This window comes from Marinospirillum perlucidum, assembly GCF_003336805.1.
Taxonomy (GTDB): Bacteria; Pseudomonadota; Gammaproteobacteria; order Pseudomonadales; family Halomonadaceae; genus Marinospirillum; species Marinospirillum perlucidum.
Map to the genome: position 1 here is coordinate 139,701 of NZ_QFWJ01000005.1, position 14,074 is coordinate 153,774.

Consider the following 14,074-nt stretch of genomic DNA (forward strand, 5'->3'; position numbering starts at 1 on the left):
GGCTTGCCCTGCCTATTTGCGCAGAGGTGATGTATAAATAAGTGAGTGCTAAATCAAGGAGAGCTGATGATGAAAGCAAGCCTGCTGCGCCGACTCTTGTATGCCTTTCTGGCATTTGGTCTTTTAATGGGGCTGGTGTTTCCCCTCTATGCCCAATTTTTTGTGGATTGGAAAGCCGGCATGCAGGTCTGGTTTCAACTGGGTTGTATCCTGGCCGGCCTATCAATCGGCCTTTTCAACTATTGGCTGGTCAGGCGGCTACTCTTAAACAAGATGCAGCAGATTGCCGAGGTTGCCCAGGCGGTGAGTCGACACGATATCTCCCGCGAATGCTCCCTGACCAGTGCTGATCTGCTCGGGGAAATCATCGATAGCGTTAATCGCATGGTGGTTAATCTTCGCGTTCTGGTCGGGGAACTGCAATCCGGTTCTGTAGCCTTGTCGGAGGCAGTGGATACCATGGCTGACAAGGGCACCAGCACCCGGCAAAGAGTGACCGAACAGCAGCAAAGTAGTCAGGCTGCCCGGAGCGCATTGAATGATCTGGGTGAGCAGATGCAGCAGGCTCTGACTCAGTATCAAGCCGTGATGCAAACAGCAGAAGAAGCGGATACTCAGGCTCAGGAAGGCTACACCACCATCCAGCAAACCCTACAGGGCCTGACCCGTCTGGCGGATGAAATGGAAGAAGCGGGTGAAGCCGTGATTCTACTGGAACAACAAACCGGCGAAATCGGGCAGGTGCTCGATGTTGTTGGTGGCATTGCCGAGCAAACCAACCTGCTGGCCTTGAATGCTGCGATAGAGGCAGCCCGTGCCGGGGAATCGGGGCGCGGTTTTGCCGTAGTGGCGGATGAAGTGCGCCAGTTGGCTACCCGAACCCAGGAAGCCACCGCGGGTATTCATGAGCAGATCGAAAATCTGCAGGCGGATTCGCGCAAGGCGGCTGAACGCATGCTGGCCGGACGCGAAAAAGCACGCTCCGGGGTGGAAGCAGCCGGCGAGGCAGGCAAGGCATTGGAAGGGATTATCTCCACGGTAGCCGGTCTTTCCTCAGCTGCCCAATTGCTGGTGGAGGTGAGTCACCGACAAAAGGATTCCCTGGATGAGTTGGAACAACAGGTGGCAAGAATGGCTGCTGATGCGGCGACCAGTGCCGATGAAGCTGAACAGCTGGAGGCTTCGGGCGCTTCCCTGCAAGGCCTGTCTGCACGGCTGCAGGGCTTGGTCGCGGATTTTCGTTGTTAACTGAGGAGGTATCAATCCACCTATTCGACAATTCTTGCTTTAACCAGATGATATGAATTTAATACAAGAATGTTTAGGCTAAAACTCGGTTAAATGATCTGGATCTTTCACCTATTCTTAATTATGTTTCGGTCTAATTACCGGAGTAAAAAGCTTGGCTTTAAGTAGAAATTCAATAACTACTTTCTATTAAAGTGATCCGACGACCTACATTGGTGTCCAGAATCATTGAACCACTAGACTAAAGTGCAGCGGCATCCGCGAGGAGTATCCAGATCATACGTCTAGAAGCGATATTAATGGTTTTATGGAAGCACCGTTTTACGGTTAGGTTTGGTATTTTGTTCCATGTATTTGTCCATTTCGTCACTAAAGCCATCTCGGTAATCTGTTGATTAGCGGTAACAGTAAGCCATCTTTGCTATTGATATTCTGACCAGACTGTAGGGCCTTAGTGAATGTTAGAAGGGTTCCGGCACTGGCCCTCCTTCCTCTACCCTGTGATGCAGTGTTGCAGTTATTCTATGAATCTAAGGCGTAGACATTTTAACACTACTCGAACAGAATCTAGTTTTAGAATTATTATTTAAAAAGTTGTAAAAATGGAGATTAAAATGCAACAGCAAGGCTTATTCTTTAATCTATCACTACTGGTTGCTATTTTGCTGATGGTTATCAACCCGGGGTTCAACAGCGCCCAGGCTGCAGAGCACAGTGGTCCTTTTGGTATCATTATGGTGGATATCCCTGCTGGTAGCTTTACCATGGGCTCATGTGCAATGACGGATGCCCAGAAAGAGGAAAACAAGCGTCGCCAGTTTTTAGGCCAAGACCCTATTCAGCTTAACTGCGGCACGCCTGACCCTGATGCCAAAAATAATGAAACCCCTCAACGCCAGGTGAGCATCAGCGCTTTCCAGATGGGTAAAACTCCAGTGACACTGGGGCAGTTCAAGCAGTACATTGTCGCTAGTGGCCGCACCAGATTGATCACGGATGACTTTATGCACTACAACAATCAAGGTGATGCTGCCCCCGTGGAGAGGGTTTCCTGGAATGATGCCCAGGCGATGGTTGACTGGCTGAACACCCACCATGGTGGTGGGTGGGGCTTACCCAGCGAGGCAGAATGGGAGTACGCTGCCCGTGCTGGCACCCGTACGCGTTTTTATACCGGCAATTGCATCACCACTGCACAGGCCAATTTTGATGGCCGTCACCCCGCTACAGGCTGCCCAAAGGGCAACCTCCGTGAGCGACTGGTGGCCGCAGATAGTTTTGCACCCAATGCCTTTGGCCTGCACAGCATGGCAGGCAATGTGATGGAATGGACACAGGATTGCTGGAACAATAGCCACCGGGGTGCGCCCAGCGATGGAAGCGCCCGCACCAGCGGACAGTGCGATTTCCGTGTGATGCGCGGCGGCAGTTGGGGCTCTGATGGCGAGGATGTGCGCTCGGCCTATCGCTTTAAAAGCCATCACGCTGTCAGGTTCATCGGCAGCGGCTTTCGTCTATCCAGGTCGCATTAGGGTTTATATATATGGGATTTTTTACCCTTAGGCCTGAGGACGCGGCAGTGCCTTCAGGCTGAGGTATGGGAGCTTAGCCCCTATTGAGAACTTTTTACAGGTTTGAGTATTTTGGTCGTTGCTAATTATTTTAGGGGCTTTTTGTCAGCTCTACTAAAAATGACAATTGGATGCATCCTTAAATAAAACTATAAGGAACTGCTAGTAGAAGAAACTGAGGTTTGTGATTAAGAAAGATCAACATCTGTAAGGCCAGCCATAAAAAAACCGCCTCTGCCGAAGCAGGGCGGTTTTTAACCAGAGACAGCCTCAAAGGCTGTCTCTTTTTTTGGCCGATCAGGCTTCCTGGGCGACAGGAATCACTGAAGAAGCTGCTTTCTGATACTCTTCGATCTGGTCGAAGTTCAGGTAGCGATAGACTTCGCTGGCCATGGTGTTGATGTTGGATGCTTTTTCCAGGTATTCGTCTGGAGTTGGCAGTTTGCCCATGATGGAAGCAACAGCAGCCAGCTCAGCAGAAGCCAGGAATACATCCGCACCATCACCCAGACGGTTGGGGAAGTTACGGGTTGATGTGGAAACCGCAGTGGACTTGGGCGCAATGCGAGCCTGGTTACCCATACACAGGGAACAACCGGGCATTTCCATGCGCGCACCGGCTTTGCCGTAGATGCTGTAGTAGCCTTCTTCGGTCAGCTGGTATTGGTCCATTTTGGTGGGCGGAGACAGCCACAGACGTGTGGGCAGCTCAGCCTTGTTGGCTTCCAGCAGTTTACCCGCAGCACGGAAGTGACCGATGTTGGTCATGCAGGAGCCGATGAAGACTTCATCGATCTTCTGGCCAGCAACGTCGGACAGTTTGCGTGCGTCATCTGGGTCGTTAGGTGCACAAAGAATAGGTTCTTTGATTTCGTTCAGATCGACTTCGATAACGGCTGCATATTCAGCATCTTTGTCAGCGCGCATCAGAGAAGGATTGGCCAGCCAATCTTCCATTGCCTTGGCGCGACGCTCCAGAGTACGAGGATCGCCGTAACCGTTGCTGATCATCCAACGCAGCAGGGTGATGTTGGACTTGAGGTACTCGGCCACGGAATCTTCGGACAGAGTGATGGTACAACCGGCAGCGGAACGCTCGGCAGAAGCATCGGAGAGTTCGAAAGCCTGTTCGGCAGTCAGGTGCTCAAGGCCCTCGATTTCCAGGATGCGGCCGGAGAAGATGTTCTTCTTGCCTTTTTTCTCAACAGTCAGGTGACCGTCTTGAATCGCCTGGTAAGGAATGGCGTGAACCAGGTCGCGCAGGGTGATACCTGGCTGCATTTCGCCCTTGAAGCGAACCAGAACAGATTCAGGCATGTCCAGAGGCATAACGCCGGTAGCTGCAGCAAAGGCGACCAGACCGGAACCTGCTGGGAAGGAGATACCCAGAGGGAAACGGGTGTGGGAGTCACCACCGGTACCCACGGTGTCAGGCAGCAGCATGCGGTTCAGCCAGGAGTGGATGATACCGTCGCCAGGACGCAGGGAAACACCACCACGATTCATGATGAAGTCAGGCAGAGTGTGGTGAGTGTTAACGTCAACGGGCTTGGGATAAGCAGCAGTGTGACAGAAAGACTGCATCACCAGATCAGCCTGGAAGCCCAGACAAGCCAGGTCTTTCAGTTCATCACGGGTCATAGGACCAGTGGTGTCCTGAGAACCAACGGTCGTCATCTTGGGTTCGCAGTAAGTACCAGGACGAACACCTTCCATGCCGCAGGCTTTACCGACCATCTTCTGAGCCAGGCTGTAGCCCTTGCCGGTATCGACAGGCTGTTCAGGCTTCTTGAAGAGATCAGAAGGACCCATGCCCAGTTCGGCGCGGGCTTTTTCAGTCAGACCACGACCGATGATCAGAGGAATACGGCCACCGGCACGTACTTCATCAAGCAGAACCTGGGTCTTCAGTTCGAAAGTGGAAACCACTTCGTCAGTACCCTGCTTGCAGACCTTACCTTCGTAAGGATAAACATCGACGATGTCGCCCATGTTCAGGTTTTCAACATCCATCTCGATGGGCAGAGCGCCGGCATCTTCCATGGTGTTGTAGAAAATAGGGGCAATCTTGTTGCCGAAGCAGAAGCCGCCAGCGCGCTTGTTGGGTACGTTGGGAATGTCATCGCCAAAGAACCAGAGCACGGAGTTGGTTGCGGATTTACGTGAAGAACCGGTACCAACAACGTCGCCCACGTAGGCAACTGGGTAGCCCTTGGCTTTGACTTCATCAATCTGCTGAATAGGACCCTTGACGCCGGGTTCTTCAGGCTTGATGCCGTCCCTTTCCATTTTCAGCATGGCGTTGGCATGCAGAGGGATGTCTGGGCGAGACCAGGCATCGGGCGCTGGAGACAGGTCGTCGGTGTTGGTTTCGCCGGGCACCTTGAAAATAGCCAGGGTGATTTTTTCGGCCAGGGGGTTCTTCTTGGTGAACCATTCGCCTTCAGCCCAGGATTTGAGAACGCCCTTGGCGTTTTCGTTACCTTCTTTAGCCTTGTCAGCTACGTCGTGGAAGGCATCGAACATCAGCAGGGTGTGCTTGAGTTGCTCACCGGCCAGTGCGCCCAGCTGGTCATCTTCCAGCAGTTCAACCAGCGTGGCGATGTTGTAGCCGCCCTGCATGGTGCCCAGCAGTTCTACAGCTTTTTCTGCAGAGATCAGCGGGGAAGAGGCTTCGCCCTTGGCGATAGCAGCCAGGAAGCCAGCCTTAACGTAAGCGGCTTCATCAACACCGGGGGGAACACGGTTGCTGATCAGGTCAACCAGAAATTCTTCTTCGCCAGCGGGTGGGTTCTTCAGCAGGTCAACCAAAGCAGCGGTTTGCTCTGCATCCAGTGGCTTGGGTGGAACGCCCTCTTGAGCGCGTTCTTCGACATGTTTGCGGTAAGCTTCTAGCACGGTTTTATACCCTCATCTGTTAGCGCTTCGATCGACAGCGGAAAATCCTGTTCTTCTTGAATCAAAGCAATCGATGCTTTCATCGATCCCTTTAAAAGGCGGTGGCATTGTAGATTAAAGTGTCAACAAAGTTAAGTTGGGCAAAAGTTGTAGATCCTTTGATAGAGATCTACAAGAGTTCCTGCGTGAGTTGATTGAATAGGGCGGCCGGGCTTTTATCTCCGGCTTGCGGGGTGCGTTGGATGCCGTAGGCTTGCAGATCCTGGATTTTTTCGCTGCCTACACGCAATAAATCCAGCACCCAGGCTTCTGGCGGGGCATCAGGATGGTGGCGAATCGCACGGCGCAGCAGTTGCTGGTGTAAAAGGTCGGCATCCTCGACCCTCAGGTAGCGACTCACGACTTCTTGCGCCTGCTGCCAGAGTCTTTGCCAGACCTGCCGTTGCTGTTCGCTGGTCAGTTGATTCCAGGCGTCAACTTCTTCTCGGGTTCTTTTGCAGCCGCGGCAGACAGGATCACCAAAGGTGGTTGAGCAGAAGCCAACGCAGGGGGATTTCATAGATAGCAACTTGTCGCAGGTGGTTAACAGCAATTTACAGGCAAGTGGCTTATAATGCCTTGCAATGCTTCCTTTTTTCAATATTTCGACAGAGGTTAGCCAGTAGAACAACGCCTATGAGTACTGCTAAAAAAGTTTCCGTTCTCTTTATTTGTCTGGGCAATATTTGCCGTTCACCCACTGCCGATGGTGTTTTCCGTCGTTTGGTCGAGGATGCCGGTCTCGGTGATCAAATTCATGTCGATTCGGCCGGAACCGGTGACTGGCATGTGGGTAAGGCGCCGGATGAGCGCATGCAGGCAGTCGCCATGGAAAGAGGCTATGACCTGTCTGCCCTCAAGGCCCGCCAGTTGCAAGCAGAAGATCTGGATAACTTTGATTACCTGCTGGTTATGGACAAGCAGAATCAGGCTGATGTCGAGGATCTGGTCACCGAATTGGAACAGATGGATAAAATCCGTCTGCTGCTGAGTTTCAATCCTTCTGCCATCAAGGAAGTGCCCGACCCCTATTATGGTGGCGATAGTGGTTTCTACCAGGTGATGGATCTGGTCGAAGGCGCCTGCAAACGCCTGCTGGTTCAGCTGCGGAAGAACCATGATCTCTAAGCAAGAAAATGCTGACTTAACCCTACTGAATACGTTTAGGCTGCCGGCAAAGGCTTCCTGGCTGGTCAAAGCCAGCGGAGAAGCCGCCCTGCTGGAAGCTTTGGATTTTGCCCGCCAGCAGAAGCTAGCGGTTTTTCCGCTGGGCGGTGGCAGTAATCTGCTTTTGGCCAGAGATCTGGATGCGTTGGTATTGCAACAATTACCTGAACCGCTGGACTGGTCGGATACCGGAGGGCAGACGGTCAGCTTGCGGGTTCCTGCCGGTTATAACTGGCATCAACTGGTGCTGGAAACAACCTCTCGCGGACTTTTCGGGCTGGAAAACCTGGCCTTGATTCCCGGTCAGGCGGGTGCGGCCCCGATCCAGAATATCGGTGCCTATGGTCGCGAAGTCAGTGATTGTCTGGAAGCAGTAGAAGGCTACTGGCTGGATGATCCATCTCCCAGGAAGGATAAACTGGCGGCGAAGGACTGTGCCCTGGGTTATCGCGACAGCCGCTTTAAGCGCGACTGGAAGGGGCGCTTTGTGATTACTGCTTTGCAATTGCGTTTGCAAAAAAATGCTGAGCCCTGTCTAGGGTATGCGGATCTGGCGGACCGAGTGGCGGCGAAAAAAGATCTGCGCCAACAACAGGAGCAGGCTTGCATTCCCCTGCCGCGAATTATTGCCGATACTGTGGCGGAAATCCGGCGGGAAAAACTACCTGATCCCCAGGAGCTTCCCAATGCGGGCAGCTTTTTCAAAAATCCCCTGGTCAGCCGGGAGGAAGCTCTGGCCTTGTCAAAAGACTGGCCTAAATTGCCGCAATATCCTACCGAAGAGGGCGTCAAGCTGGCTGCAGGTTGGTTGATCGATCAGTGCGGTTACAAGGGCTACCGGCAGGAGCACTTTGGTGTTCATGCCAGCCAGGCACTGGTGCTGGTGCACCACAGCCAGGTCGGTAAGGCCAGTGAACTGTTGGCGTTGGCGACAAGCATCAGCGATGCTGTTTACCAGCGTTTTGGCGTGCGCCTGGAGAGAGAGCCGGAGTTATTGGACTAGTTTCAATCTCTGCCCATGAGCAGATCCTGGTGGGCTTCGGTCAGTCGCTTTAACTCCTGCCATACGGCCTCTACCCGAGCCAGGCGTTTGCGCTCCGGTTGAGCAGCCAGCCAGAAACTGCGGGTCAGGCTGATCTTGTCGGTTAACAGGGGTTTGAGTTCCGGTGCTTCTGCTGCCAGGAAGCAAGGCAGGATGGCCAGCCCCAAACCGGCCCTGGCCTGGGTGTACTGGGCCACAACACTGGTGCTGCGAAAAGCGGGCTGGGCATCCGGTAGTAACCTTTCCATGTAATTCAGTTGATCACTGAACATCAAATCATCCACGTAGCCGATCAGGCGATGACGATTCAGATCCTCAATGCTGTTGAGTTCCGGTGCTTGTTCCAGGTAATCCTGGGTAGCGTAGAGGTGCAGGCGATAGTCGCAGAGTTTGGTGACCACCAGGCTGGTATGACGAGGGCGTTCAATGGTTACCGCCAGATCAGCTTCCTGACGGGTGAGTTTGACAAAGCGCGGCATGGGTAAAAGTTCTACCACCAAGCGCGGGTTGCGGCGACAGAAATCAGCCAGCTTGGGCGTGATAAAAAAACTGCCGAAGCCTTCTGTCGAGCCAATGCGTACCGAACCGATACGCTCTTCTCCCAGCCCCTGAAGGATCTCGCCAGCCGTGAGCGCCTGCTGTTCCATCTGGCGGGCGGTGGCTAGCAGTAGCTGCCCTTGGCTGGTTAACTGATGGCCTTCCTGGCCGCGCTCGAAGAGTTGGATCTCCAAGTAGGCTTCCAGGCGGTGAAGACGCCGGGAAACCGTGGAGGCATTGATTCTCAGACGTTTGGCAGCTTCGCTGAGGCGCTCGGTACGGGCAACCTCCAGAAAAATGCGAATATCATCCCAATCCATAATCAGTCGAACTTGAAATTGATGCCCAGGGCGAATTCAGCCGACTCCTCCTGGGTGCGCCCCAAGTGGCCCTGGAAGGTTAAAGCCAGAGAAGGGTCGAGGATGATTTCTGTGCCCAGAAGATAGCGCCAGACCAGATAATCCCTCTGGAAATCCTCTTCTTCACCGTAGCGGTAAAGACTGCCTCCTGCATAGCTGCGTTCATGGCGACCCACCCCCAGTTCGACACCCACATAGGGAATAAGGCCCAGGCTGGAGCCCAGGTGCAGAGGCTTGCTACCCCAGTGAGTCAGTTGCAGGGCGGCCTGGGTGTAAAGCTCGTATTCTTCATTTTCGCTACCAAAACTGAACATGCCCCCGTAACCCAGGCGCAGAGCTTTAAAGAAATGCAGGCGCTCTGCGCGGAAGCGATAGCTGGGGTCGTAATCACTGGCGTGGCTGTAACCCAGCAGCAGTCGATAGCTTTGGCTATTGCGGAAGCTGGTGTTCAAGCGATTAAGATGGTCGATATCCTGGCGGGTGAGGAGGTTGATGGTGATTTCCCGATCCATTCCGGGTTCTAGCTGCAGGTTGCCTGATTCCTGATCATGGGCGTTGGACAGGCGATAACTGAGGCTGCCGCGACAATCGGAGAATTCCAGCGCCTGGGTCAGCTGGCGCTGCTGGCCATTGACTTCCAGGCGGGCGTTGGGGGTTTCAGAATTGAAGGCCACTCGGGGGTAGGCCTGGATTTGCTGATGCACACTGAGGGTTTCCCCTGCCTCCAGCGTGATCTGTTGTTCGGCCTGGCAATAGCCGTTACCCGCTTCCCAGACCAGGGTGTAAGCGCCTGCCGGTAGTCGCAGGGTGGTGCCGGATTCCTTGCGTAGTCGCTGGTCAACCCGGAAAGGGCGGTCGGGTGTGCTGGCTACCTGGAGACGTCCCAGGCTGGTTGTTTCCTGCAACTGTTTGCGCAGATCGGTCAGGGGTTCTACAGCCTCGGGAACAGCAATGCTGGCCATGCCCAGGGCGGTTTCCACTTCAAAAAGGCAGGTGGCCGCGGTGGACTGAAGCTGATCCCAGCTGGATGGTAATTGTGCGATTGCACAGCGTGTTTGCAGGGTTGTTGCTGTTTGACGCGCATCCTGGCGAAAAGCTTCCTTGTCCATGCGTGCTGTGTAACCGCCTTCCGGATTTGGCGAGATACGCACCGAGGTCAGGGTGATGTTGGATTCCTGGCGGCTGGAGATATGGGTTTCGCTGGTTTCGGAAATCGACTGGCCAGTAAAAAAAGAGCTGAAGAAATGGGTGTTGACCTGGGTTTCTTCGCGGACTTCACTGGAAACATTGGCCAGAATGCTGAGAGCCAGATTTTTGCGGGCTTCTTCTTGGGTTGAACCTGTGGCGACATAGTCATCAGCCTGAAGAGACCCGGTAAAAAGCAGGCCTGTAATTAAAAATAGAAGTAATTCACGGACAGGGTGTTTCATGCTGACTCCAGCGGTGCAGTTCCAAGTTTTTGTAAGGAAGAGTATTTTTGGATTTCACTGGCATGAAGTCAATGTAATTTCAGTTTTTCATGTTTGATTTTAATCAACTTTTATAAAAGTAAAAAATAATGCTGAAATGCTACCTCTTTCCTTGACTTTTATCTGGGGGCTGGCAAAAATCAGCTGCAATTACCTGATTTTGGTTGCGATTATTAAGGATGAGACGGTGAAAAAGGTTTTTGTGTGGACCAGCGCTGTGCTTTTAGGCATGACATCTGCCAGTTTGACGGCCAGTAGTTTTGAAGAATTCCAGCAGCAACGCCAGCAGCAGATGCAAGGCTACAATCAGGATTTTAATGCTGCTTTTCAGGCCTATCAGCAGGCATTTGATGAGGCCTTTTCTGCCTATCAGGAAGAACTGCGCAGCCATTGGCAGGAGCCTTTGATTACCGATCAGCATACCTGGGTTGAATATTCACCCGATCAGACCAGCCGCAGTGTCGTTGATTATCAGGCCAATGAAATTCGCATTGAAGTGGAGGCTGAGGAAAACGCCACTGAAACGGCTGTTGAAATGCTGGTTGATCTTCTCGGACGCCCTGTAGAAGAAGCCGTCGCTCGGGATGAAGTGACGCAAAGAGCCGTTGAAGAAGCCGGTCTGCCTTCCCCTTCTCTAGGTCGTGAAGGCAATAAAAGGGTGTTGAGTGAGGTTGGCCCTGAAGATGCTGAGCAGATGATGGGGGCTGCGCAGTTAACCCAAAGACAGGAGCCTTCCCCCCGCGGTGGTGATCGCCAGGTCACCGTACTGACGGTACCCTTGCCTCCAACGCGTACAAATGACAAGGCCAGAGAGTTTCTGCCCCTGGTTGAACGCTATGCACGTCGCCATCAGGTGGAACCCGCATTGGTGTTGGCGATTATGCACAGTGAAAGCAGTTTTAACCCCATGGCTCGCTCACATATTCCAGCCTTCGGGTTGATGCAAATCGTCCCCGGTTCTGCCGGCAAAGATGTAGCCCAGGAGCTTTATGGCGAAATCCGGGTTTTTAGTCCGGCTTACCTTTATAATCCGGAAAATAATATTGAAGCTGGCAGTGTTTATTTGAATATTCTCAATTCTCGCTATCTTAGAGAGATCGAGAATCCAGAGAGCCGTCTCTATGCGGTGATCGCGGCCTATAATACCGGGGCGGGCAATGTGGCTCGTACCTTTACCGGCCGTTCTACCAGTCCGGCGAGAGCTGCAAGGATTATTAACGGTATGCAGCCACGTGAAGTCTACTCGCGTCTGCTGGCCCAGTTGCCCTACGAAGAAACACGCAATTATTTGAAACATGTGGCAGAGCGCACAGCGGCTTATCGTGAATTCAACTAAACTCTACCGGTCGGTTCCGGTTGTTTTTTCACTGTCCTGATCATCAGGATTTATCAAAAAGGAAGGATGAGAGCACCATGAAAAAAAATATCTTCGCTGCATCAGCCCTGGCGGCTACAGTAGCCTTGGCCGGTTGTGCCAGTTCCCCAGAGAACAATGAACCTTCTCTGCCCAGCTGGATTTTCATGCCTGAAGTTCAGGATGGTCTGGCTGCCACCAGCTGTGTACCTGCTTCCGGTCGCATCAACTCCGATAGCAGCCGTGCAGACCTGGCGGCTCGCCAGCAGCTGGCTACCACCATGGGCGCTCAGATTCAGTCCCTGACTGAAAACTACCAGCGCACCATCGATACCCAGGAAGACGGTCTGGCCACCGGTGGTAACTTTGAAGAAGTCACTCGCCAGATTGTTGACCAGGAAATGGTTGGCAGCCGCCGTGTTAAGGCCGAGTACGTCACCATTGAAGGTCAGCGTCAGTTCTGTTCCATGGTTGCTGTTGGTCAGGAAAGCGTGACTCAGATGCTGCAATCCGTTGCTGATGCAGCTGGTGCCGAGCCCGATGCTTTCACCACTTCTCAGATGCGCGAACAGTTCATGAGCCAGCGAGCTCTGAACCGCCTGAACGAAGCAACTGAATAAGCAGGCTTTTGCTTCAGGAAAAGGGACGCTGCTTGCGTCCCTTTTTTATTGTTTGCAGTCTTGCATATATGCAAGGCTGCTTTGCACTCGGATGCCTTGTCAGGCATGCTGACTGACATCTAAGATGCAAGGACGGTTAAAAATAAAGCCTTCACCACAAGAACAACCACGAAAGAGGTAAGCCATGTCTGTGCGCGAAATCCCCATGATTATCGGTGGCGAAAAAGTCACTTCCCAGTCCGGCGACTGGCGCGATGTTCTCAATCCGGCCACTCAGGAAGTGGTTGCCCGAGTGCCTTTCTGTACTCTGGATGAAGTGGATGCTGCCATCAATAATGCTCAGGAAGCCTACAAGAGCTGGCGCAATACTTCTCTGGCGGCGCGGATGCGTATCATGCTCAAGTTTCAGCAGTTGCTGCGTGATAATGCCAAAGACCTGGCGGCCCTGATTACCGAAGAGCATGGTAAGACCCTGCCTGATGCTGAAGGCGAAGTCGGTCGTGGTCTGGAAGTGGTTGAGCATGCCTGCTCGATTCCTTCGCTGCAATTGAGTGAAATGGCCGAGAATGTCGCCACCGGTGTTAATGTTTATACCCTCAAACAGCCTCTGGGCGTCGGGGCAGGGATCACCGCGTTTAACTTCCCGGTCATGCTGCCCTGCTTTATGTTCCCTGTGGCTATTGCTACAGGGAATACCTTTGTACTCAAGCCTTCCGAGCAGGACCCCACTTCGACCCTGCGCCTGGTCGAGCTGGCCCATGAGGCTGGCCTGCCACCTGGTGTTTTGAATGTAGTTCACGGTGGTCCTGAAGTGGCGACTCGCCTGTGTCAGCATGAACACATCAAGGCGGTTTCCTTTATCGGCTCCAGCCATGTAGGCGAGCAGATCTACCAACATGCCAGCAATGCCGGCAAGCGTGCCCAGTGCATGATGGGTGCTAAAAACCACTGTGTCATTCTGCCTGATGCCAACAAGAACCAGGCTATTGATGCCCTGATCGGTTCTGCCTTTGGTGCTGCTGGTCAGCGTTGCATGGCCAACCCGGTTGTGGTTCTGGTGGGTGAAGCTCGCCAGTGGGCTGATGAGATTATCGAACGCTCCAAGAAGATGGTGGTGGGTGCCGGTACTAATGTGAAGGCCGATATCTGCCCGGTGGTTTCACCCTCGGCCAAAGAGCGTATCCATCGTCTGATTGATTCCGGTGTGCAGCAAGGGGCAACTCTGGCTCTGGATGGCCGTGATTGCGTGGTCGAAGGTTTTGAACAGGGTAACTTCGTGGGTGCAACGGTCTTTACCGGAGTGACCAAGGAGATGGATATCTACAACGAAGAGATTTTTGGTCCGGTGCTCTGTGTGGTCGAGGCGGAAACCCTGGATGAGGCCATAGAGTTCATCAATGACAACCCCAATGGAAACGGCACCTCCATCTTTACCGCTTCCGGCTGGGCCGCGCACAAATTCCAGAATGAAATTGATGTGGGCCAAGTGGGCATTAACATGCCGATTCCTGTGCCTGTGGCCTATTTCAGCTTTACTGGTTCTCGCGGTTCGCGTTTGGGTCCTCTGGGTCCCAATGGCAAGGAAGCTGTTAAATTCTGGACACACAGCAAAACCGTGACCGAGCGCTGGTACGAACCGGACAGTATTTCTGCCGGTGTGAATACCACGATTTCCATGAAGTAGTCTTCTGCTCTCTGCTCTTGGCCCCGCATCTGCGGGGCTTTTTTTTGCCTGGAAAAGGGTTATGATTCCAGCACTCAGATAACCAG

11 protein-coding genes are annotated in these 14,074 nt (G+C 53.1%); 7 read left to right on the forward strand and 4 right to left on the reverse strand.

The genetic code is table 11. The features are described 5' to 3' along the window. The first annotated feature begins 66 nt into the window (after positions 1 to 66). Both DFK18_RS08735 and DFK18_RS08740 read left to right on the forward strand, forming a co-directional pair. On the forward strand, positions 67 to 1,248 hold the full coding sequence (locus tag DFK18_RS08735; RefSeq protein ID WP_114417878.1) for a methyl-accepting chemotaxis protein: 1,182 nt from the start codon (positions 67 to 69) through the stop codon (positions 1,246 to 1,248). Between the two features lie 614 nt (positions 1,249 to 1,862). Further along, positions 1,863 to 2,780 (forward strand): formylglycine-generating enzyme family protein, encoded by a 918-nt coding sequence (locus DFK18_RS08740; RefSeq protein WP_162299740.1) that lies wholly within the window; start codon positions 1,863 to 1,865, stop codon positions 2,778 to 2,780. A gap of 336 nt (positions 2,781 to 3,116) precedes the next feature. On the opposite strand, the gene acnB is transcribed toward DFK18_RS08740, so the two are convergent. Continuing rightward, positions 3,117 to 5,717 carry a bifunctional aconitate hydratase 2/2-methylisocitrate dehydratase gene (gene acnB, locus DFK18_RS08745; RefSeq protein WP_114417880.1) on the reverse strand — a complete coding sequence of 867 codons (2,601 nt, stop codon included), beginning with the start codon at positions 5,715 to 5,717 and terminating at the stop codon, positions 3,117 to 3,119. Between the two features lie 169 nt (positions 5,718 to 5,886). Then, positions 5,887 to 6,276: a DUF1289 domain-containing protein gene (locus tag DFK18_RS08750; RefSeq protein ID WP_114417881.1), complete on the reverse strand. Its 390-nt coding sequence runs from the start codon at positions 6,274 to 6,276 to the stop codon at positions 5,887 to 5,889. A 116-nt stretch (positions 6,277 to 6,392) separates the two neighbouring features. Here DFK18_RS08750 and DFK18_RS08755 point away from each other — a divergent pair, with 116 nt between their 5' ends. Beyond that, positions 6,393 to 6,884: a low molecular weight protein-tyrosine-phosphatase gene (locus tag DFK18_RS08755; protein ID WP_114417882.1), complete on the forward strand. Its 492-nt coding sequence runs from the start codon at positions 6,393 to 6,395 to the stop codon at positions 6,882 to 6,884. Beyond that, on the forward strand, positions 6,874 to 7,926 hold the full coding sequence (murB, locus tag DFK18_RS08760; RefSeq protein WP_114417883.1) for a UDP-N-acetylmuramate dehydrogenase: 1,053 nt from the start codon (positions 6,874 to 6,876) through the stop codon (positions 7,924 to 7,926). Before DFK18_RS08755 ends, murB begins: the two co-directional genes overlap by 11 nt. Before the next feature lie 2 nt (positions 7,927 to 7,928). Here the strand turns inward: murB and DFK18_RS08765 are convergent, their stop codons facing one another. Both DFK18_RS08765 and DFK18_RS08770 read right to left on the reverse strand, forming a co-directional pair. Beyond that, positions 7,929 to 8,822, reverse strand: coding sequence for a LysR family transcriptional regulator (locus DFK18_RS08765; RefSeq protein ID WP_218563925.1), 894 nt, complete (start codon positions 8,820 to 8,822; stop codon positions 7,929 to 7,931). Between the two features lie 2 nt (positions 8,823 to 8,824). Next, the gene (locus DFK18_RS08770; protein ID WP_114417885.1) at positions 8,825 to 10,291 is read right to left on the reverse strand and encodes a hypothetical protein; all 1,467 of its coding nucleotides are present in this window, start codon (positions 10,289 to 10,291) and stop codon (positions 8,825 to 8,827) included. Positions 10,292 to 10,517: 226 nt separating this feature from the next. On the opposite strand from DFK18_RS08770, the gene DFK18_RS08775 reads away from it, so the two are divergent. The 3 genes from DFK18_RS08775 (at position 10,518) to DFK18_RS08785 (ending at position 13,988) form a co-directional block, all read left to right on the forward strand. Beyond that, positions 10,518 to 11,666 (forward strand): transglycosylase SLT domain-containing protein, encoded by a 1,149-nt coding sequence (locus tag DFK18_RS08775; RefSeq protein WP_162299741.1) that lies wholly within the window; start codon positions 10,518 to 10,520, stop codon positions 11,664 to 11,666. Between the two features lie 77 nt (positions 11,667 to 11,743). After that, positions 11,744 to 12,304 (forward strand): hypothetical protein, encoded by a 561-nt coding sequence (locus DFK18_RS08780; protein WP_114417887.1) that lies wholly within the window; start codon positions 11,744 to 11,746, stop codon positions 12,302 to 12,304. A 184-nt stretch (positions 12,305 to 12,488) separates the two neighbouring features. Then, the gene (locus tag DFK18_RS08785) at positions 12,489 to 13,988 is read left to right on the forward strand and encodes a CoA-acylating methylmalonate-semialdehyde dehydrogenase (protein WP_114417888.1); all 1,500 of its coding nucleotides are present in this window, start codon (positions 12,489 to 12,491) and stop codon (positions 13,986 to 13,988) included. The last annotated feature ends 86 nt before the right edge of the window (positions 13,989 to 14,074 follow it).